The sequence below is a fragment of the Secundilactobacillus oryzae JCM 18671 genome (assembly GCF_000740055.1).
GTDB classification, from domain to species: Bacteria; Bacillota; Bacilli; order Lactobacillales; family Lactobacillaceae; genus Secundilactobacillus; species Secundilactobacillus oryzae.
Window position 1 is genome coordinate 1 of the sequence record NZ_BBJM01000003.1, and the last position, 20674, is coordinate 20674.

General features: G+C 41.4%; 22 protein-coding genes. 18 read left to right on the top strand and 4 right to left on the bottom strand.

Annotated features, from left to right (window positions below; all coding sequences use genetic code 11):
• The first annotated feature begins 140 nt into the window (after positions 1-140).
• The 3 genes from LOSG293_RS01310 (at position 141) to LOSG293_RS01320 (ending at position 3133) form a co-directional block, all read left to right on the top strand.
• On the top strand, positions 141-533 hold the full coding sequence (locus LOSG293_RS01310; protein ID WP_034526111.1) for a DUF1398 family protein: 393 nt from the start codon (positions 141-143) through the stop codon (positions 531-533).
• A gap of 127 nt (positions 534-660) precedes the next feature.
• Positions 661-1119 carry a CopY/TcrY family copper transport repressor gene (locus LOSG293_RS01315; RefSeq protein ID WP_051907156.1) on the top strand — a complete coding sequence of 153 codons (459 nt, stop codon included), beginning with the start codon at positions 661-663 and terminating at the stop codon, positions 1117-1119.
• 1 nt (position 1120) lies between these two features.
• Positions 1121-3133 carry a heavy metal translocating P-type ATPase gene (locus tag LOSG293_RS01320; protein ID WP_034526113.1) on the top strand — a complete coding sequence of 671 codons (2013 nt, stop codon included), beginning with the start codon at positions 1121-1123 and terminating at the stop codon, positions 3131-3133.
• Positions 3134-3176: 43 nt separating this feature from the next.
• Here the strand turns inward: LOSG293_RS01320 and LOSG293_RS01325 are convergent, their stop codons facing one another.
• Positions 3177-3689: a hypothetical protein gene (locus LOSG293_RS01325; protein ID WP_034526116.1), complete on the bottom strand. Its 513-nt coding sequence runs from the start codon at positions 3687-3689 to the stop codon at positions 3177-3179.
• A 115-nt stretch (positions 3690-3804) separates the two neighbouring features.
• On the opposite strand from LOSG293_RS01325, the gene LOSG293_RS01330 reads away from it, so the two are divergent.
• From LOSG293_RS01330 to pepF, 5 genes are all read left to right on the top strand, one after another.
• Complete coding sequence (locus tag LOSG293_RS01330; protein ID WP_034526119.1) at positions 3805-4545, top strand: MBL fold metallo-hydrolase; 741 nt, start codon at positions 3805-3807, stop codon at positions 4543-4545.
• A 120-nt stretch (positions 4546-4665) separates the two neighbouring features.
• Positions 4666-5067: a transcriptional regulator Spx gene (gene spx, locus LOSG293_RS01335; RefSeq protein ID WP_034526120.1), complete on the top strand. Its 402-nt coding sequence runs from the start codon at positions 4666-4668 to the stop codon at positions 5065-5067.
• Between the two features lie 129 nt (positions 5068-5196).
• Complete coding sequence (locus LOSG293_RS01340; RefSeq protein ID WP_034526123.1) at positions 5197-5907, top strand: adaptor protein MecA; 711 nt, start codon at positions 5197-5199, stop codon at positions 5905-5907.
• Between the two features lie 71 nt (positions 5908-5978).
• Complete coding sequence (locus LOSG293_RS01345) at positions 5979-7040, top strand: competence protein CoiA (protein WP_051907157.1); 1062 nt, start codon at positions 5979-5981, stop codon at positions 7038-7040.
• Between the two features lie 37 nt (positions 7041-7077).
• On the top strand, positions 7078-8877 hold the full coding sequence (gene pepF, locus LOSG293_RS01350; RefSeq protein ID WP_034526126.1) for an oligoendopeptidase F: 1800 nt from the start codon (positions 7078-7080) through the stop codon (positions 8875-8877).
• Positions 8878-8914: 37 nt separating this feature from the next.
• Here pepF and LOSG293_RS01355 read toward each other — a convergent pair whose 3' ends face one another.
• Positions 8915-9526, bottom strand: coding sequence for a DsbA family protein (locus LOSG293_RS01355; RefSeq protein WP_369690582.1), 612 nt, complete (start codon positions 9524-9526; stop codon positions 8915-8917).
• 266 nt (positions 9527-9792) lie between these two features.
• Here LOSG293_RS01355 and yjbM point away from each other — a divergent pair, with 266 nt between their 5' ends.
• From yjbM to LOSG293_RS01370, 3 genes are read left to right on the top strand one after another with little or no spacing between them, the layout of a single operon-like run.
• A complete protein-coding gene (gene yjbM / locus LOSG293_RS01360; protein ID WP_034526130.1) occupies positions 9793-10452 on the top strand; it encodes a GTP diphosphokinase in 660 nt (219 codons plus the stop codon).
• Position 10453: 1 nt separating this feature from the next.
• Positions 10454-11263, top strand: coding sequence for an NAD kinase (locus LOSG293_RS01365; protein ID WP_034526133.1), 810 nt, complete (start codon positions 10454-10456; stop codon positions 11261-11263).
• Complete coding sequence (locus tag LOSG293_RS01370) at positions 11256-12155, top strand: RluA family pseudouridine synthase (protein ID WP_034526135.1); 900 nt, start codon at positions 11256-11258, stop codon at positions 12153-12155. The genes LOSG293_RS01365 and LOSG293_RS01370 overlap by 8 nt, the downstream gene beginning before the upstream one ends.
• Positions 12156-12195: 40 nt before the next feature.
• Here the strand turns inward: LOSG293_RS01370 and LOSG293_RS01375 are convergent, their stop codons facing one another.
• Entirely contained in the window at positions 12196-12813 is a 618-nt protein-coding gene (locus LOSG293_RS01375; RefSeq protein WP_051907158.1) for a copper homeostasis protein CutC, read from the bottom strand.
• 104 nt (positions 12814-12917) lie between these two features.
• Here LOSG293_RS01375 and LOSG293_RS01380 point away from each other — a divergent pair, with 104 nt between their 5' ends.
• From LOSG293_RS01380 to LOSG293_RS01395, 4 genes are all read left to right on the top strand, one after another.
• Positions 12918-14075, top strand: a complete 1158-nt coding sequence (locus LOSG293_RS01380; protein WP_034526137.1) for an AI-2E family transporter — start codon at positions 12918-12920, stop codon at positions 14073-14075.
• Positions 14076-14086: 11 nt separating this feature from the next.
• Positions 14087-14938, top strand: a complete 852-nt coding sequence (locus LOSG293_RS01385) for a methyltransferase domain-containing protein (RefSeq protein ID WP_034526140.1) — start codon at positions 14087-14089, stop codon at positions 14936-14938.
• 243 nt (positions 14939-15181) lie between these two features.
• Positions 15182-15694, top strand: coding sequence for a tRNA (cytidine(34)-2'-O)-methyltransferase (locus LOSG293_RS01390; RefSeq protein ID WP_034526143.1), 513 nt, complete (start codon positions 15182-15184; stop codon positions 15692-15694).
• Between the two features lie 19 nt (positions 15695-15713).
• Entirely contained in the window at positions 15714-18047 is a 2334-nt protein-coding gene (locus tag LOSG293_RS01395) for an FtsK/SpoIIIE family DNA translocase (RefSeq protein WP_034526146.1), read from the top strand.
• 47 nt (positions 18048-18094) lie between these two features.
• Here the strand turns inward: LOSG293_RS01395 and LOSG293_RS01400 are convergent, their stop codons facing one another.
• A complete protein-coding gene (locus LOSG293_RS01400) occupies positions 18095-18214 on the bottom strand; it encodes a DUF4044 domain-containing protein (RefSeq protein WP_081919850.1) in 120 nt (39 codons plus the stop codon).
• A gap of 147 nt (positions 18215-18361) precedes the next feature.
• Here LOSG293_RS01400 and LOSG293_RS01405 point away from each other — a divergent pair, with 147 nt between their 5' ends.
• From LOSG293_RS01405 to rsmH, 3 genes are all read left to right on the top strand, one after another.
• The gene (locus tag LOSG293_RS01405) at positions 18362-18712 is read left to right on the top strand and encodes a DUF3397 family protein (protein ID WP_034526149.1); all 351 of its coding nucleotides are present in this window, start codon (positions 18362-18364) and stop codon (positions 18710-18712) included.
• A gap of 434 nt (positions 18713-19146) precedes the next feature.
• Positions 19147-19578: a division/cell wall cluster transcriptional repressor MraZ gene (gene mraZ, locus LOSG293_RS01410; protein WP_034526151.1), complete on the top strand. Its 432-nt coding sequence runs from the start codon at positions 19147-19149 to the stop codon at positions 19576-19578.
• A 28-nt stretch (positions 19579-19606) separates the two neighbouring features.
• Positions 19607-20551, top strand: a complete 945-nt coding sequence (gene rsmH, locus LOSG293_RS01415) for a 16S rRNA (cytosine(1402)-N(4))-methyltransferase RsmH (protein WP_034526154.1) — start codon at positions 19607-19609, stop codon at positions 20549-20551.
• The last annotated feature ends 123 nt before the right edge of the window (positions 20552-20674 follow it).

A 20674-nucleotide genomic window follows, 5' to 3' on the forward strand; every position in this document is an offset into this window, starting at 1 on the left:
ATTTTAAGTATATGAGGCCATGGGCCTTTTTTTATGCAAAAAATCCTGTTAATAGAATATCACTTAAGATATCCATCAACAGGATTTAGTATAGAGCCGCTATAATGCCATCATGGAAATGGGTATAGGAGGATAAATAAATGACCTTGGATTTTCGAGCAATTGAACGAGCTGTGCAGGAAGAAAAGAACGCCGGTGGCTTTGCTAATTTGATGAAGGCGTTTCAAAAATTAGGGGTCGTAAGGTATGACTATCTAGTCGAGTCGGGTATGTACCGTTATTTTGATGCAACTAGCACCATTGATTTGAAGATGAACGGTGTTGCAAAAACGGTTGCTCTAAAAGGCGATGATATTGCAAGTAAACGTGCAGTTCAAAAAGCCCAAGCTGGTCTAATTACGTTTGAAGCGTTTTGTGAATTAGCTGGAGAAGCAGGCATTCTCTACTGGTCAACGGTTTTAGACCAAAAAGTTGTTTCTTATTTTGATCGTGATAATCAAATTCAACTAGCAGAACCAATTCCAGGATTGTAGTGGAATAATCAGTGGTAGTTTATAGAGACGCTTCCCAATGGGGGGCGTTTTTGTTTTTCATTTAGTGGCATGATATTTACAAATGTAAACTAGAATGTTAGACTACGCTTGTAGACGATAAAAATAAATGAACAAAGAAAGGGAGATTGCCTTGACCGAAACATTAAATATCTCAGATGCAGAATGGGAAGTTATGCGAATTGTTTGGACTTTAGGGGAAGCCAAAAGCCATGATATTATCGATAATCTGACACAAAAAAAGGACTGGAAAGCGTCCACAATAAAAACGTTAATTAGTCGATTAGTAAAGAAAGACTATTTAGCTGCCGATAAGAATGCAAATAGTTTTACTTACCGGCCACTTATATCGCAAAATGAATCTAATGATCAAGTGGGCTTATCGGTTTTTGATAATATGTGCGCCATGTGTGCCGGCCACACTTTATTGAAGGTAGTTGATAACGTCGAATTGAGTAAGAACGATATTCAGAGCTTAATAACGTTGCTGGAAAAACGTTTGGAGACAGCCCCTGATGAAGTAACCTGTAACTGTTTAGCAATGTCCGCCGGTAAGGAGGAAATTTAGCATGGAAGATATGCATATGAATCATCAAATGCATGATGACACGATGCAACACGGTTCGCACATGATGCATATGGGTAATTTAAAACTAAAATTTTGGGTCTCACTTATTTTAACAATTCCAGTTATTTTGATGTCACCAATGATGGGCATGAACTTACCATTTCAAGTGACCTTTCCAGGGGCGGATTACTTGGTTGCGGTTATTGGAAGTATTCTGTTTTTCTATGGCGGTTATCCATTTTTCTCCGGCGCAAGGGGAGAGTTAATGGATAAAAAGCCGGCTATGATGACCTTAATTACGATGGGAATTACCGTTGCTTATTTATATAGTCTTTACGCGGTTATTGCGAATAATCTATTACATGTACACCCCATGGTAATGGACTTTTTCTGGGAGCTTGCTACGTTAATCGATATTATGTTGCTTGGCCACTGGATTGAAATGAATGCAGTTATGAAAGCCAGCGTCGATGTTAATCAATTAGCGGCTTTAATTCCCAAATCGGCTCATTTGGTAAAAGATAATGAGATCGAAGAGGTACCTGTAAGCGAGTTACAACCCGCGCAACTTGTAGAAGTGCGTTCTGGAGAACAGATTCCTGCCGATGGTACTATTGAAACTGGGGAAACAACGGTTAACGAAGCTTTGATTACGGGTGAGTCCAAAGAAGTAGAAAAAGCCCAGGGTGATAACGTCATTGGTGGCGCGTTAAACGGAAATGGCACCTTTCGTTTTCGAGTAACGAAGGCTGGTAAGGATAGTTATCTCGCTCAAATTATGAATTTGGTTAAGGCAGCCCAACACAGCAAGTCTAAGTTGGAAAACCGAGCAAATATTGTGGCGGGTTATCTATTCTATGCTGCCCTGACGATCAGCTTAATTGCATTCGTCGTGTGGCTGCTAACCGCTAACTTAGCGATGGCCTTGTCCATTGCGGTAACTGTTTTAGTCATTGCTTGTCCTCATGCACTTGGATTAGCCGTACCATTGGTAACCGCACGCAGCACATCCATCGCAGCTACAAATGGATTGTTGATTCAAAATCGAACAGTTCTAGAAAAAATAAATCAGGTCAAGTATGTTTTGATGGATAAAACCGGTACGTTGACTGAAGGAAAGTTTAAAGTCTCAAAATTGGTTAGTTTGACGGATAAGTTAAGCGATGTTGAAGTTGCTCAATTATTTGCCGGACTAGAGGCGAGTGCAACCCATCCGCTCGCAACTGGCATCATAGCTTACGCCGAAGAGCACCAAATTCAAGCAGTCGAAGCACAAAATGTCAAACAGGTTGTTGGTGTGGGAATCGTTGGTGAAATTAATGGCACCACTTATCAAATTGTGACCGCCAATTACTTGAAGAAAAAGAATGTCGCCTTTAATCAGGACACGTTTAAAACACTGGCAAACAAGGGTAATACTGTGAGTTATTTAGTGCAAGGTAGTCAGGTGATTGGTCTGGTCGCTGAAGCCGATCAAATTAAGTCAACGGCCAAACTCGCTATTGATAAAATAAAGGCCATGGGCATTGTACCAGTTATGCTGACCGGTGATAACGAGTTGGCAGCCGAGACAGTCGCTAACCAAATTGGGATCAAAGATGTTAAGGCGGGGCTGTTGCCAGAGGAAAAACAGCAAATTGTCAACCAGTATGAGCAAGATGGGTTATCCATGTTTGTGGGTGATGGTGTCAATGATGCGCCTAGTTTAGCCAAGGCCTCGATTGGGGTTGCTATCGGTTCTGGTACCGACATTGCCATTGATTCAGCGGATGTAGTACTGGTTAATTCCAATCCAGAAGCCATTACGACCTTGATTGAACTCGAAAAGGCCACCAATCGGAAAATGGTTCAAAACCTCTGGTGGGGGGCTGGCTATAATATATTGGCGATTCCATTAGCGGCCGGTATCTTGGCACCAATTGGATTTTTACTGAATCCAATGGTCGGTGCGGTCGTCATGTCGCTTAGCACAATTATTGTGGCAATTAACGCCATGACCCTTAGATTGAAATAAAATATGGCTACCCGAGTTCAGCTCAGGTAGCCATGTTTTTTGATTAGTTAGATTGATCAGATTGATGATACTGGGAATAAGTAATAGTCCGGAAGTCATGTAAGGCAGTATCGAATCCCTTAATGCGAGCAAATTGTGGACTTCGAAGCCAGTCATTGAAACCAGATAAGCTATCCCAAATTGAGAAGATGACGTTATTACCACGATTCTTTTGTTCCTTCATGAAATAAAGGGACTCTAGCTCTTGTGGCAGGTTCGGTGAGCTCGTAATTTCGTTTGCGGTTGCATTGAAAACCTTCTGATCGTCTGGGGACAAATTTTTAATATAAATAAAAGCCAATACTTCGCCAGTGTGTTCAGCGCTACCGGCTGTAGATTTAACATCATAGACGGCACCTGATTTAAAAACGTTGTCCTGACCTGACAAGTCCACTAACGCCAAACTGTCTGTCGCATTGTTAGCTTGTACCAGCCGAAGCTGACGGTCACGATATTGTGCCTGCAATCGAGACAATATGTCGTAGCTGCCAAAGGTGATGGAAACTTGTTTTAACATAGAAATGACCTCCTTATCTAACTTCATTATACTGATTATTCGAGTTAATAGTAAATGTTTACATTCTGGAATGCACGGATTAAACTTGGCGTAATTGGTTAAAGGAGCGAAGAAGATGAAACTAACGGTTTTAGGCTATTACGGTGGCTACCCGGATCATGGCATCGGCACGAGTAGTTACCTGTTGCAAAGTGAGGGATTCAACCTGTTGATTGATTGTGGTAGTGGTGCGTTGCTTAGTTTGGAGGAAGTGTTAGATCCACTCAAACTGGACGCTGTGATTTTATCCCATTATCATTATGATCACACCGCAGACGTGGGCGTTCTGCAATATTACTGGCAACTGCATCCAGAGGGCCATAAACAAGCTATATTGCCGATTTACGGCCATGCAGAGGATCAACCGCAACTTGATGCGTTAAATTGGGCTGGTGCCACAGAAGCTCATGCTTATTCAGTGAATGAGGTGTTGAATCTAGGACCCTTTAAAATTAAATTGATGCGTACGCAACATCCAGTACCAGCGTTTGCCATGAGGATAGAAGAAATTCAGACAGGAAAAGTATTGGCCTTTACAGCGGATACGAATTACTTTGACAATCTCGTGGAATTTTCAAAAAATGCAGAGCTGTTGCTGACCGATACTAATTTCTTTAATGATAAAACTGGTCAACGATGGCACTTAACTGCTGGAGAATCGGGTTACCTGGCTCACCAAGCAAACGTTAAGCAGCTGTTACTGACACACTTACCACAGGTTGGTGATTTAGATACATTAGTGGCCCAAGCCAAAGAAACTGCGGGTTCAGAAATAAATGTTGCGCATGTCAAATTGCGGCAGGAAATTGTGATTTAACAGAATGTGAAGATTGTGTGAAGTGTTAATGCACTTTCTGTAAAGTGGGTTCAAATTATGATTTTGATGACTTATACTTAATGCATAGGCATAAGTTACCCAGCTTAAGGAGGGCACATTATGACAGTCACACTATATACATCACCAAGTTGCACGTCTTGTCGAAAAGCGAAGGCGTGGTTAATCGATCACGAAGTGGATTTTGTTGAGCAAAATATTTTTGCCAAACCACTAAACAAAAACGAAATTAAACGGATTCTTCAAATGACAGAAAACGGGACTGAGGATATCATCTCAACTCGATCAAAAGAGTATGATGAATTAAAGTTTAACCTAGATGATATTCCTCTTGGCCGCCTTATTTCAATGATTGAAAAGCATCCTGGATTGCTTAGACGACCAATTTTGATTGATGAAAAACGGCTTCAAATTGGCTATAATGACGATGAAATTCGTCGTTTCCTACCTAAACACATTCGGGTTCTTGAACTCGAAGAAGCACGACAGCGCGCTGAAATTTAGATGTAAATATTAAAAATTCGAGAATAATCATCTAAAATAGGACGCTTATCCTTTACTTTTCTGCAAATTCTTATAGAATTGTAGCTGTAGGACTATACCCTAATGGCGCAGAGAAAGGGGTGCTTATTCATGAAAATGGAAAGAATTAACGAAAATACAATCAGGGTTCTTATTGGAAATGAAGACCTTTCCGAACGAGGCATCACAGTTCTTGATCTGCTTGGGAATCACAAACAAATTGAGAGTTTCTTCTACAGCATTCTGGAAGAAGTGGACACTGATCACCAATTCCAGCAAAACGATGCGGTAACTTTTCAAGTATTACCAAATCGCAATGGATTAGAGCTTTTCATTAGTAAGGGGGATGTCGGGAATGATGACGATTCTGACACCTTTACGGAGGATACCACTGAAGAAGAGGTTCCTGATTTTCTAAGACAAGAATTAATGGCAACGGATAACGCTGCTAATGATGAACAAACCGATGAATCACACAATAAGGATGGTTATACAATCAATAAACAAACGAGTGAAAAGGTAGAAGCACCAGTTCATGATGTCGTCATTAAACTTCATGATTTTGACGGCTTGATCGCTATTTCCCAGTTGATGCACTTAACTGATGCAAAAACGAGCCTATACAAATACCAAGGTGATTATTATCTTGAGTTTGTATTTGATCTGAATATTGCTTCTAAAGAGTCGATTAAGGATGAATTAGCGGTCGCATATGAGTATGCTGACCAAACCCCCGTTACAATTGATTTACTTGAGGAGCATGGTACCAGATTAATGGAAAATGCGGCATTTGAGTTAACCAGACGCTATTTCGTTAAATAGATTTTTAAAACCACTGATTATTTCACGATAATCAGTGGTTTTTTTCGTAGTTATCTTTGGAGATGATGCAAATGTTGATGGCATTGAACGAAGATAACCGGCTAGTTATGGCCGATTATTTAATCGAAAAAAAACAACCATTTACTTGCCCAGCTTGCCATTCAGACGTGACCTTACGCCGTGGCAACATTAAAGCGCCGTACTTTACGCATGAACGAGATGCAAGTTGTCAAGCGCTGTTGGAGAACGAATCAGAGCTACATGTTAAAGGTAAATTAGGGCTTCAAACATTTCTTACAAGTGAGTCTGGTCGACCAGAACTAGAAGTTTACTTATCAGGTGTCCAACAGCGGCCGGACTTACTCATGACGTTTGAGGGGAACAAGATAGCAGTTGAGTTTCAATGCAGTCCATTAGGGTTGCAACGACATCTAGAACGTAATCGTGGTTACCGGCAATCAGATTTAACTGTGATGTGGGTTTTGGGTGAAACGTACCTGCGACGAAAAATGACCGTCGAAAAAATCGGCCAGTTCGCTTACTATAAAACAACGATTGGGTTGCATTTACTTTTTTGGCGTACGCAGACCGCAATTTTAGAAGTTCACTACCAAATTCGGGTTAATACTGGAGATGATGTGACCTGGCGAGTTGCGAGATTTAAGGCGTTTACCGATTTTCAGGAGTGGCGGAAGCAATCGCAACTTTCAATAATGGATTCGAGGCTGACCACTGCAGCAATATCAAAAGTGCAGCGCCGAATAACTTATGGCATTGTTCGCGCTAATCCTAAGTCTATCCGGTTGCAAAACAATTTTTACCTACATGGGATGTCCTTACACCAAATTCCAGTTTGGTTATGGGGGACCTACGAACAGCTGCCGTTACTTCGTGAACCAGCCATTGTTTTTGCGATGCTGGTATGGCTAAATATGAAAACGACGAGTCTTGACTGTATGACAACTGAGGCCTATTTAAAGTGCTGCTGGTTAGCAATTGAGCAGCTAGGTGGTCCAATTCATTTTCCTCAAATTCAGCACGCTAAGCCGCTCTATCATCAACTTTTTTTAAATTTATGGCAGCATTTGCAAAAAAGTCGTGACTTAAAAATAAAATTTGGGGATGTAAAGTAGTATGATGGTTTAAACAAGAAATTGGAGGTTAGATAATATGGTTAAACAATTACCAAAACGAAATGAAGTTTCTGAATCAATGACTTGGGATTTAAGTTTAATTTATCAGTCGGATGCGGAGTTTGAAGCTGCGTTTAAAGAAATTCAAGAGAGTTTACCTAAACTAGCCAGTCTGAAGGGGAGCCTTAGCCAAGGAGCCGATGCATTACGGCATGCGCTGGAAGCTATTTTGGCCGTTGACCGCAAATTGGAGAAGCTATATGTCTATACTTCATTACGCAGTGACGTGGATACAAGCGATTCGGTTAACCTAGCTTTAAATAGTCGTGCCGAAAGTTTAGCTGCTGATTTTTCAGCGGATACGGCTTGGTTTGAGCCTGAATTATTGGCGCTTCCAGAAGTCGACCTTTCAAAAATGATTAATAGTGATACGGAACTACAAAAATACCGCCATTACTTTGATGCCGTTAACCAACAACGTGGGCATGTTCTCTCAGCTAATGAAGAAAAATTACTCGCGGGAGCAGGCGATATTTTTGCCAGCTCGTCGAGAACCTTCAGTATGATTAATGATTCTGATTTAGAATTTGGTAATGTAAAGGATGAAACCGGCGATGAGGTTCAGTTGTCACAAGGTGTTTACGATACCCTGATTAAGTCCACGGATCGTGCTGTCAGAAAGCAAGCGTTCGAAAAACTGTATGAAGTTTATCGGCAGTTTAGAAACACATTGGCATCAACGCTTTCTGGTGAGGTTAAAACCCACAACTATTTGGCCAAAACGCACCATTACGAAACAGCACGCCAGCAAGCATTAAGCAATAACCATATTCCGGAAGCAGTTTTTGAAACACTGGTTAGCTCGGTTAATAATCATTTAGGCCTATTACATCGCTATGTGAAGCTACGTCAAAAGGTTTTGAAGCTAGATGATTTGCATATGTATGACATGTACACACCAATTACGGGTGAACCCAGCCTTTCGTATACCTATGAGGAGGCTAAAGCAACTGCACTAGATGCTCTCAAGGTCTTTGGTGACGATTATGTTTCACACGTGAAGGAAGCATTTGATTCACGATGGATTGATGTTACTGAAAATAAGGGTAAACGTAGCGGTGCTTATTCAGGTGGTGCATATGATACAGCACCATATATGTTACTCAACTGGCAAGATGATTTAGACAATCTGTATACACTGGTGCACGAAATGGGCCACAGTATGCATAGTTGGTATACTCGTCACAACCAGCCTTATCAATATGGTGATTACTCCATTTTTGTAGCTGAGATTGCTTCTACGACCAACGAGAATATTCTAACCGACTACTTGTTGGAAAAATACCAGGATCCAAAAGTTCGCGCCTATGTTTTGAACTTCTACTTGGATGGCTTTAAAGGAACTATTTTCCGCCAAACACAATTTGCGGAGTTCGAACACTTTATTCATACGGAAGATGCGCAAGGAAACCCCTTAACTTCTGATATGATGAGCGACTTCTATGGTGATTTAAATGCCCGTTACTATGGGGATGCAGTTGCTCGAGACCCACAAATTGCATTAGAGTGGAGTCGAATTCCTCATTTTTACTATAACTACTACGTTTACCAGTATGCGACTGGATTTGCTGCTGCGACGGCGTTAGCTAATGGTGTTGTTAATGGTGATCAGACTAATCGCGATGCCTACTTAACTTATTTGAAGTCAGGTAGTTCCAATTACCCAATTGACGTCATGAAGTTGGCTGGTGTCGATATGACGAAGCCAGATTACTTGGAAGATGCGTTTAAGATTTTTGAACAGCGATTAAATGAATTAGAATCGATTATTGGATAAAAAAATCCTGTTAGCCAGAAAACTGGTTAACAGGATTTTATAGTACACGGAAATTATTGCGACTACCGTATTCTTCTTGTGCTTCATTAATTGAAAAGCCTTGGCTTTCACATACTTCTTTTACGATAGGGTAGCTGATTTCTTCTACCTTCAAACCGGCATCTTCCGATAAAGCGTTATAGAAGACGGCTGTCGAAGGATGTTGAATCCCCATTTCAGCGGCCAGACGTTGATCCGTAATGAAGGATTTTCTAGCGATCTCGGAATGACGATCTTCCAAAAACATATCCATATCTAAGTGAGTGGCATCTGCAACCAAAGTAGCTAAGTCTTCTGAATAGGAAAGTTCATTTTCAATCATCGTATCTTGTAACCGAATTAAAAATTGACGGCCACGTTTTTTTCCTTGAAATAGAGCGGCTTTGTAATCAAGAATAGTACGATAACGATCTTGGTAAGCTTGATTACGTTCAGCCAAGCTGGCATTGTGGGTGTGTCCCATTTGCATGCTCAGCAAAGGTATAAATTGATAAGATATCTTTTCTGGCAATTCTCTCGCCAATTTAAGGATTGTCCGCTCAGACGCTAAACATTTTCCCCCTAGCGGATTCACGAATAAATAAATTTCTAGCAAAATAGTTCCTCCCACATTCTTGTACTTACGCCTTGTATGTAAGTCAAAAATTGTTTATTCAGAATAATTGAATTCGTGAAAAAAAGCAACCAATATACACTTGATTGATTTAACAAGATTATAATGCGCCATTTTAATCGCAGAGTAAAGTTTTTTGACTTATCAAGGAAAAATTTATGAAACGAGACATGAAAAAGTGCACTGTTTCTTTCGCAAAGTGAAATCTATGATAGAATTGAATAGGCTAAGAAACCTTAAGAAGATACAGCGGGGTGAACAATATGATTGAGGATTGGAACCATGTTTTATTACCATATAAACAAGCTGTTAGCGAGTTAAAAATAAAGCTTAGGGGCATTCGCGAGCAGTTTCAAAATCAAAATGAACGGGCGCCAATTGAATTTGTCACCGGCCGTGTCAAACCAATCGATAGCATTCAAGAAAAGATGCAACGTCGGCATGTTGCTGAAGAACGTCTCGAGCAAGATATGGAAGATATTGCGGGATTGCGCATTATGTGCCAGTTTGTGGAAGACATCTATCAAGTTGTTGATTTACTTAGAAAAAGAACCGATTTAAAGATTTTGGAAGAACGCGATTACATTCATAATGAAAAACCGAGTGGTTATCGTTCATATCACATTGTGATTGAATATCCCGTCCAGTTGATTGGCGGCGAAAAGAAGATTTTAGCAGAGATTCAGATTCGCACATTGGCGATGAATTTCTGGGCAACAATCGAACACTCCTTAAACTACAAGTATCAGGGAGAGTTCCCTGAGGAGCTTAGCGAGCGACTCCATCGAGCTGCCGAAGCTGCTTTTAAACTTGATACAGAAATGTCGGAAATTAGAGAAGAAATTCAAGAGGCGCAACACCTGTTCTCGTTTGGCAAGGGTGAAATTGTCAGAAAACGGAACCAGCAAAATAAGGATGATTAAGATGAGAATTGCAATTTTTAGCAATAAAGGCGAGGCATCACGAAAAGTAGCCGACGCCTTAAATAAATTAATAACGAAGAGTCCAAGCTTGTTGCTAGATGGCCTAAATCCCGACATCGTGATTTCTGTTGGTGGAGACGGAACGCTACTATCTGCTTTTCACCACTACATCGATCGCTTGGAAGATATCCGTTTTGTTGGTATCCATACCGGCCATTTAGGCTTTTACACGGATTGGCGTGATTATGAGGTGAACGAGCTCGTCAAAAGTCTTGAACACGACGATGGTCAAAGTGTCAGCTACCCATTGTTGGATGTTCAAGTGGCTTACCAAGACGATGAGATTACCGATACCATTTTGGCGTTGAATGAATCCACAATCAAACGACCAACGAATACGATGCAGGCAGATATTTACATCAAGGGCGAATTTTTTGAAAGTTTTCGTGGGGATGGTCTTTGTATTTCAACGCCAACGGGTTCAACGGCATATAATAAATCAGTTGGTGGCGCAATCATTAACCCCCAATTTGATGCGATTCAGGTTACCGAAATTGCGTCAATCAACAATCGGGTGTTCAGAACCATTGGCTCGCCGTTGATCTTGCCAGCAGATGAGTGGATTAGAATCGTGCCAGAAGCTGGAGATACGGACGTGCTGACCTGTGACCAATTGACCGTTTCTGATCGACCCATTAAATCGATCTCGTATCGGATTTCGCAGCAACGGATTTCATTTGCACAATACCGGCACACACAATTTTGGAAACGAGTGAGCGGCTCGTTCATCGGGCAAGGTAATCATGACTGAATTCGCCTGGAAGAACCAAAGTCGAACGCCACTGAAAGTGAGGACACTTCTAGCTGAACATGGGGTTACGAGGACGTTGTTAAAACAGATTAAATATCATGGGGGACTTGTAGAGGTTAATGGTGTCGAGCGTCGTGTGAATGAGAATCTGGATTATGGTGATGAAATTAGGTTAGTTTTACCACCCGAACCAGGTAATGACGTGATTTCACCATCAAATATCCCGTTAGATATTTTATTCGAAGATGATCATTTTCTCGTGGTTAATAAGCCAGCTAAGGTCGCCTCTGTACCTTCACATGTGTATCCAACCGACTCTTTGAGTAATCGGGTGAAGGGCTATTATTTAAGGCAACACTATGAGAATCAAGTCACCCACATTGTGACACGGCTAGACCGGGAAACTAGTGGTGTAGTCATTTTTGCTAAGCATCATCTTGCCCATTCGGTGCTGGACCTACAATTGAAGAAGCATTCACTGAAGAAGACTTACTTAGCGGTTGCTGAGGGTCAAATTGACAGTGAACATGATGTCATCAATCTACCAATTGATCGTGCACCTGATTCGTTCGTAAAGCGTCAGGTTATTCCAGGAGGTAAGCCTTCTGTGACGGAGTTTTGGCGAATCAAGCAAATGCGGACAGCAACCTTGTTGCGGATCCAATTACATACGGGGCGCACACACCAGATTCGAGTCCATTTTGAAGCAATCGGTCATCCGCTCATAGGAGACTGGCTGTATGGCTCAACTAATAATCCGTGGATTAATCGGCAGGCGTTGCACTGCATGTCAGTCAGCTTCTATCACCCGTTTTTAGGGCGAACTATTCAATGTATTACACCGATACCTCAAGACATGGCAACCTTGATTTCTGAAGAATCGAAACTATAAGAAAAGCGAGCTGCAATTTGCAGTTCGCTTTTTTCAATTCTTAAGCTTGTTCTGGCAGAATGGCAAGTTGGGTAAAGTCCCCATTATTTTGGAATTGTGCCAGGTCGGTTGAGACTGATGTGCTGGTAGGGATGAGTTGCAGTTGATGTGCTACAAGCGTCGTCGTTGCCGATTGTAATGCTGAAAGCTCTTGATTAATTGACGTGTAAACCCGAGTGAAGTCATTTTCGCTTAACCAATTCAATTGGTCAACTGTTAGGTCGGACGGCTTTTGGTTGAGGCCAGTTGAAAAGCCAAGACTCATGCCACCCGCTGCAGCCACTAAGTTTGCCATTGCTTCTTCATCCAGAGCTCCTGATTCATCAAGGGCACCAAAGACGACACCATCAACACCAAGCTGCTGAATACGCAATAAGTCGGTGTCCATAATTTTAATTTCGGCATCATTGTACACAGCCTCGCCGTGGCGAGGACGGACAAGCACCGAAATCGTGACCCCGTGATCGTGAGCGTAATTGGTTGATTCGGCAATCGTGCCAAAGCTAGGTGTGACACCACCAGCTGTTAGGTCAGATGCTAATAAGAGTCGTTTAGCGCCGTTCGCAACGGCACTGGGTAGTTCAGCATAGTTCTGAACAATAATTTCATTAATTTGCAATTGTATAGATCCTTCCTTGCTTATTGCTAAAGATTCAAATTTCGTTATGCTACAATGATTATAAAGGACTCACCAATAAATAACTAGTGAGGAGGCTATCTAATATGAATAACGAAAAAACCAATCACTCCTGGTTTTATAACTGGGTAGTGAACAATCGACTCGTTTCCGTTTTAACGGTCATCTTACTAGCATTATTAATTTTATTTACACTGAGCAAGGTTCAGTGGATTTTTTATCCGTTTAAGGCACTGTTCGGTATTATTGGTACACCGATTATTATTGCGGGCGTGTTTTACTATTTGATTAATCCCTTGGTGGATAAGCTTGAAGCACGTTTTAAAATCAAACGGGTTTGGAGTATTACTGGAGTCTTCATTTTAATCCTTGGTCTGATTGTTTGGGGAATCGTGGCAATTATTCCAATAATTCAGGAACAGATTGTCAGTTTATTAGCAAACTGGCCGGACTATTGGAACAAGGTCATTGAGGAGCTAACAAAGTTTACCAATAATCCACATTTTGATTCATTCCGTCACCAGTTAGATGACTTTAACGATCAGTTATCGAAGCAGTATTCTGCCGTTTCGTCTGATTTTTTGAATCAGACGCTGAATTCCGTTGGTGGAGTGGTATCACGAGTGACAACTATCGCCGTTTCAATTATCACGGCGCCGTTTATTTTGTTCTATCTTTTAAAAGATGGTCACAAATTACCCACCTATATTGTTCGGGTGTTCCCAACTCGTGCTCGAAAGTCAATTGGGCAGGTATTGACGGCAATGAATCATCAGGTTAGTAACTATGTTCGAGGACAATTAATCGTTGCCTTCTTCGTTGCTTTAATGTTTCTTGTAGGCTATTGGATTATTGGGTTAAAGTTTGCCTTGCTGCTGGCCATTTCAGCTGGCGTTTTGAATTTAGTTCCTTATTTGGGATCGTTTTTAGCATTAGTTCCCGCGATTGTCGTCGGGGCATTCGTTTCACCACTGATGTTGGTCAAGGTGCTGATTGTATTTGTGATTGAACAGACCCTGGAAGGGCGATTTGTGTCACCACTGGTTTTGGGAAATACGCTTAAAATACATCCAGTGACGATTATCGTTATTTTGCTAGCCGCCGGTAAACTATTTGGCGTTTTAGGCGTTATCTTAGGGATTCCAGGTTATGCAGTATTACGAGTATTCGTTACCCAGATATTCTGGTGGTATAAGCGGTATTCAGGCTTGTACGTTGAAGAAATTGAGTCTCATAAATATTAAGGAGCAGTATCTTGAAAAAAATTGAGCGCGCAACTGCGTTTTTACAACAGCAACTAGGGCTATTTCGATGTCCGGTTTGTCATTTACCGTATACAACTGTTATTGAACACGGGATGACTTGTGACAATGGACATGAGATGGATCTTTCCAAGAAAGGAACCCTCTATTTTCTTAATCATGAAGTATCTACTGAATACGATGCAGAAATGCTAAACTCTAGACGACGAATTCTTTCTGCAGGATTATTTGATGGTTTTTTAGCAGCAATTTCTGAAGCAATGCCAAGCGCGGCTGCTACCATTTTAGATGTTGGTAGTGGTGAAGGGACACCGTTAAAAAAGTTATTAGATAGTAGAATAACAAAAAATGACACGGCTATTGGATTCGACATTTCCAAACCGGGCATTAATTTAGCCACACAATTGACGTCTTCGGCATTTTGGTGTGTGGCTGATTTGGCCCAGTTACCATTTACTGATCACCAATTTGACGCCATCATCGATATTTTTTCGCCATCTGCTTACGCGGAGTTTAACCGTGTACTGAAACCTGGTGGAAAATTGCTAAAGGTTGTGCCAAATAGTCATTATCTAGTAGAATTACGTGAACTTTTGTATCCTGAAACGAGTGCTAATCATTCCTATAGTAATGACCGGGTGGTGTCTTTGTTTAAGGATCATTACGCAAACGTGCAGGAGCAACCCATTCGTTATACGGTGCCAATTGATCAAGATCAATTTGCCGACCTATTGGCAATGACACCATTGAGTTGGGGAGCAGATCAGGCGCAGCTCACACAGGCACGTCAAGCACCACTTAGCGAAATTACAGTGGATGTAACGCTGCTAATTGCGGAAGTATAACGCTTTCATTAAAAATAAATAATTCACAAAGTATTGCATAACGCACATAGAAGTGTTATATTCTCTATGAGAAATCGTTTGGCAGTTGATATCGGTTTTGACCGTTAGTGGCTGACAATTTGCACTTCATTAACGCAGTTCCTCGCCGTGCCCACACCGAGGAGTTGCGTTTTTTTTGCTGTCTTGCATAGCCTTTTTAAAAGGTGCTATCATAAAGCAATAACATCGCAAAGAGGAGAACCTATGACTAACCATATTGTACTTTTTGAACCATTAATGCCCGCAAATACGGGAAACATTGCCAGAACTTGTGCGGGAACAGACACCGTATTAGATTTAATTGAACCATTGGGATTTTCCATTGATGATAAGCACATGAAACGTGCAGGATTGGACTACTGGGATAAGGTTAAAATCAAAATTCACCAGAACTTGCCTGCTTTTGTGGACTCAATTCCAGAAAATGGCAAACTCTTTTTAGTTTCTAAGTTTGCTAACCAATCTTACGTTGATCCAGATTATGCTAATGAAGCAAATGATTATTACTTCTTATTTGGTAAGGAAACAACCGGATTGCCTGAACCCTTCATGAGAATGCATCCAGAAAAAGCAATTCGAATTCCACAAGATGACAGTAATATTCGGGCACTTAATCTTTCTAATTCAGCTGCAATCGTCATTTATGAAGCATTACGTCAGCAGAACTTTAATCATTTGGAGCAAACACATTTGTACGACAACGACAAATTAAAATAAGTAGTGGGGAGTACATACTTTGGCAAAGCGAAAAAAATCTGCAAGCAAGTCGAAAAAACCGCGCAAGCGGACGACTACAAAGCAGAAGAAGGCAAATCAAACTAAATACAAAATGCAAATTACGGGTGCAGTGATTTTACTAGTGGCGTTCATTGCATACCTAAATTTAGGAATTGTTGGCGTCCTGTTTGCCAATGTTTTTCGAATCTTCGTTGGGGACACTTATCGCGTTTTGTTAAATGCATTGACTGTTGTGGCTGTGTTTATGATTTTTAGTGGTCATGGGCCAAAGCTAACTAAACGACATTGGACTGGAATTGGGCTAACGTATCTTGGAATCATTTTGTGGCTAGCCTGCAGTTTGTCGTTAGCGCGTAACCAACACGTAGATTTTGCCAATTTTACCTGGGGATTAATTAAGGCTGATTTTGCCCAACAAACCGTTATGTCGTCCGTTGGTGGCGGGATGATTGGGGCATATGTATTATCTGTGACGGCTTTCTTAGTTGCTATTCTCGGTTCTCAGCTAATTGCTGTGCTGTTGATGGTGGCCGGGGTAGTGGTTGCTTTCCAACTTCCGGCTTCTAAAATTATTTCAGAAATTGGGGCCTTTCTCCTTTCGATTGGCCAAGCTTTAGGAAGATTAATGGGTGGACTGTCGGAATCTAAGCCGAAAAAACGGCAGCCAGCTACTATAGTTAAAGAAAAGCAGGACACATCTAGGCCTCCCAAAGCAGCCAAGCAAACGGAGCTATTACCGGACGAACCAACGCCAGCGCTATCAGATAAGAGCAATGATGAACCTGACTATAAAATTACAGTCGCTAATCAAGAGATTGCAAATGGCAAATTAGTACCCAAACCGGATCCTAAGCCTGCCGTTACTGAAGAGGGACCCAAAATTGAAGCAAGTGGTTCTGATGAAACAAATTACCAATTGCCAACAACTGATCTACTAACGGAAATCCCACAGACTGATCAGACTGAGGAATATAATGCAATTGATAAAAATACGAAGGTCTTGAAAAAGACCCTTAATAGTTTTGGTGTAGAAGCTGAGGTTAAAAACGTCAGCTTGGGGCCTTCCGTTACGGAATATGAGTTGCATCCAGCAGTGGGGGTCAAGGTATCACGAATTGTCAACTTAGCGGATGATTTAGCCTTAGCACTTGCCGCAAAAGATATTCGAATCGAAGCACCAATCCCTGGAAAATCGTTAATTGGGATTGAAGTGCCGAACCGAAAGATTTCGACGGTTTCGTTTAGAGACATGGCTGAGGCTGTTGCAGGTCAGAAACAGAGTTTACTCGAAGTACCGCTAGGACGGGATGTGAGCGGTCAAGTGGTAACGGCTGATTTGACGAAAATGCCACATCTATTAATCGCCGGATCAACAGGGAGTGGGAAATCGGTCGCAATTAATGGCATTATTACGAGTATCTTGATGAAGGCTAAGCCGAGTCAAGTGAAGATGATGCTGATTGATCCGAAAAAGGTTGAATTGAGCGTTTATAATGGGATCCCCCATCTTTTGACACCGGTTGTGTCAGTTCCAAAGAAAGCAGCAAGAGCACTTCATAAAGTGGTTGCCGAGATGGAACGTCGTTATGACTTATTTTCACAACATGGGCAGCGAAACATCACAGGATATAATAAGTTTGTTGCTGAATTTAATGAAACGAACGATCCCAAGTTGCCTTCACTCCCATACGTTGTTGTCATTGTGGATGAACTTGCTGATTTGATGATGACAGTCTCTAACGAGGTCGAAGATGCGATTATTCGTTTGGCACAAATGGGTCGGGCAGCTGGAATTCACATGATTTTGGCGACGCAGCGACCATCTGTGGATGTCATTACTGGTTTGATTAAGGCCAACGTTCCGTCTCGAATTGCGTTTGCAGTATCTAGTGGGATTGATTCACGGACTATTTTAGATTCAAATGGCGCTGAAAAGCTTCTAGGACGTGGGGATATGCTTTATCTGCCAATTGACCAAAATACGCCGGTTCGTGTTCAGGGAGCGTTCATTTCTGACCAGGATGTTGCAAGCGTTGTAGACTTCATAAAGGCAGAGCAAGAACCTGAATATGATGACAGTATGCTTGTTTCTGATGAGGAAGTAACGCAAGAGGATGGACAAAATTCGGAAGATGAATTGTTTGAGGAGGCACTAGCGTTTGTGGTGGATCAGCAAAAAGCCAGCACTTCGCTTTTGCAACGGCATTTTCGAATTGGCTACAATCGTGCGGCTCGAATGATTGATGACCTTGAACAAGGTGGTTATATTGGACCGCAGGAGGGTAGTAAGCCTCGTCAGGTTTATAAGCAAAAAGCACCAGAAGAAGAGTGACAGCAAAAAACCGACCCCATTCGACAGAATGGGGTCGGTTTTTACGTTTAGTATAGTAATCCAAGTGATGAAATTGCGGAAAATACGAGTGATCCAACGGTTGCGATAATCATAATCCAAACAAAGACCATTGTGATCACTTGGAAAGTTGTTTTTTTCTTTTTCATTAGGTACACTCTTTTCAAAAAAATTTACTTTTTTCAGTGTAACTTGCTTCAATGAAGATTGCAATTTTTTAATAAAACTTTTTGGGTAGTTACGACCATCAAATTCTCTGGTAGTATGAAAAAAAGACTTGTTAAGGAGGGGTGAATTTGGAACACGTATTGGAAAATATCTGGGTACAGATTGCGGCGCTTATTGTTGTGTATGGCGCAATTGTCCTAATTAGAAGTAGAATCCGGAGGTGGCCCCGGCGTATTAGTGCGCTGGATATTTTTACGCCATTTATCTTGGTGGCTTGTGTGAGCCTCATGATGCAATTGAGATTCTTATTACTATGGTTCATCCTTGGCTGGTTGATTATTTGTATTATTTTCTTACTAATCATTGGCTTAAAAAACCGAGTATTACTGTATCGGCAGTATTTCAAGGGAATCTGGCGATTGAGTAGCCTCTATTTGTTGATTTGGTACATAGTTGGAATCGGTGTCACGTTCATTTAATAATCGTTGATTAATAGCTAAAAGAAGTTGTGACAGAAGTCGGGCAGTTACTGAGTACTAACCTAGATTGGCGAATAATTTGGTTCTGGAATTGTTCGTTGATCGTAGTTAGACGGAGGAAACTGACTTCTGGAGCACGATTAAAATAAATAGTTCGGTTAAATGGAAAGAGGCTGTGCCAAAATTTACTTTTGGCACAGCCTCTTTTTTGTGGGCAAATCCCCCACCTTTTTGATGTACTTTTTTGCATGGGAGATTGAAGGATGGAGTTATTAAATCATTGATTTAACGCTGATTATTAGCCACCTTTAATAGAAAATTAAAAAAACTATTGACAAAAATTGTAAATTAGAGAATTTCTTGGAAATATTGTGGTAGAAAGTGGTGGCTTGTGGTAAACTTATCACGAGGTTGATGTAATGGGGGTGATAACAATGTTTATGGGGGAATTTGAACACTCTATCGACACAAAAGGTCGCTTAATTATTCCAGCGAAGTTTCGGGAACAATTAGACGATGAATTTGTTATCACTCGTGGACTGGATGGCTGTCTGTTTGGCTATCCAATGGCGGAATGGGAAATTCTTCAACAAAAACTGAAGGAATTACCGATGAACAAACGTGATGCACGTGCGTTTGTCCGCTTCTTTTACTCAGCCGCAACAACCTGCCAATTCGATAAGCAGGGACGGATTAATATTCCAAACCAACTTATCGAGCATGCGGAGATTAAAAAGCAATGTGTCATCGTTGGTGTTTCAAACCGATTCGAAGTTTGGAGCGAAGATCGATGGAACGACTTCTCTGAAACTGCTGAAGAGAATTATGACGATATTGCTGAAAATTTAGTTGATTTCGACATTTAAATTCATTCAGTCAGGAAGGAGGACTCTAATGGCGGATTTTAATCACCGTACCGTACTTTTAAATGAGGCTGTAGCCGGCCTCAATATCAAGCCGGACGGCATTTATGTTGACTGTACCCTTGGGGGCGGCGGTCATAGTGAAAAAATCCTGGAAGCACTTGAGACAGGTCATCTATATGCGTTTGATCAAGATCAAACTGCAATCGATTACAACCAGGAACATTTAAAGAAATATCTGGAGCAAGGTAAGTTAACTTTCATTAAAGCCAACTTCAGAGAACTAAAAGAAAAATTAGCAAGCGAAGGCGTCAGCCACGTTGATGGGGTGCTTTATGATTTAGGCGTTTCGTCACCACAATTTGACGTTGCGGATCGCGGGTTTAGCTACCAGCACGACGCACCGCTCGATATGCGGATGGATCAAACCGCTGAATTAGATGCCTGGCAAGTCGTTAACAAATGGTCCTATCAGGATTTGGTTAGAATTTTATTCCGTTACGGTGAAGAAAAATTTGCTAAACCAATTGCTAGAGCCATTGAACGGCATCGCGAAACGAAGTCAATCGACACCACGGGGGAGTTGGTTGACATCATTAAGGAAGGAATCCCGGCGGCTGCAAGGCGGCACGGGGGGCATCCGGCTAAGAAAACCTTTCAAGCCATTCGAATTTCAGTCAATGATGAGTTGGGGGCATTGGAAACTTCGATTGAACAAGCTTTAGAAACGATTTCGATTCATGGTCGGATAAGTGTTATTACGTTTCAATCCTTAGAGGATCGCCTGATTAAGACGATGTTCAAGGAGCGAACGGAAGTAGGGGAGCTACCCGCTGGTTTGCCGGTTATTCCAGATGAAATGAAACCTCATTTCAAACTGGTCAATAAAAAACCAATTCTACCTTCAGATGAGGAATTGGAAGCAAATCACCGAGCACATAGCGCCAAATTGCGAATTATTGAGAAAGAGAGTTAATACTTTTGTAGAATATGGATGGTCAAAATGTCGCAAAATAATTTAGCCCAAGATTTACAATCAATAGAACCTTTACATGTAGCGCCTCAAGAGCGCCCGTTACATAATCCACAAGTTAAAACA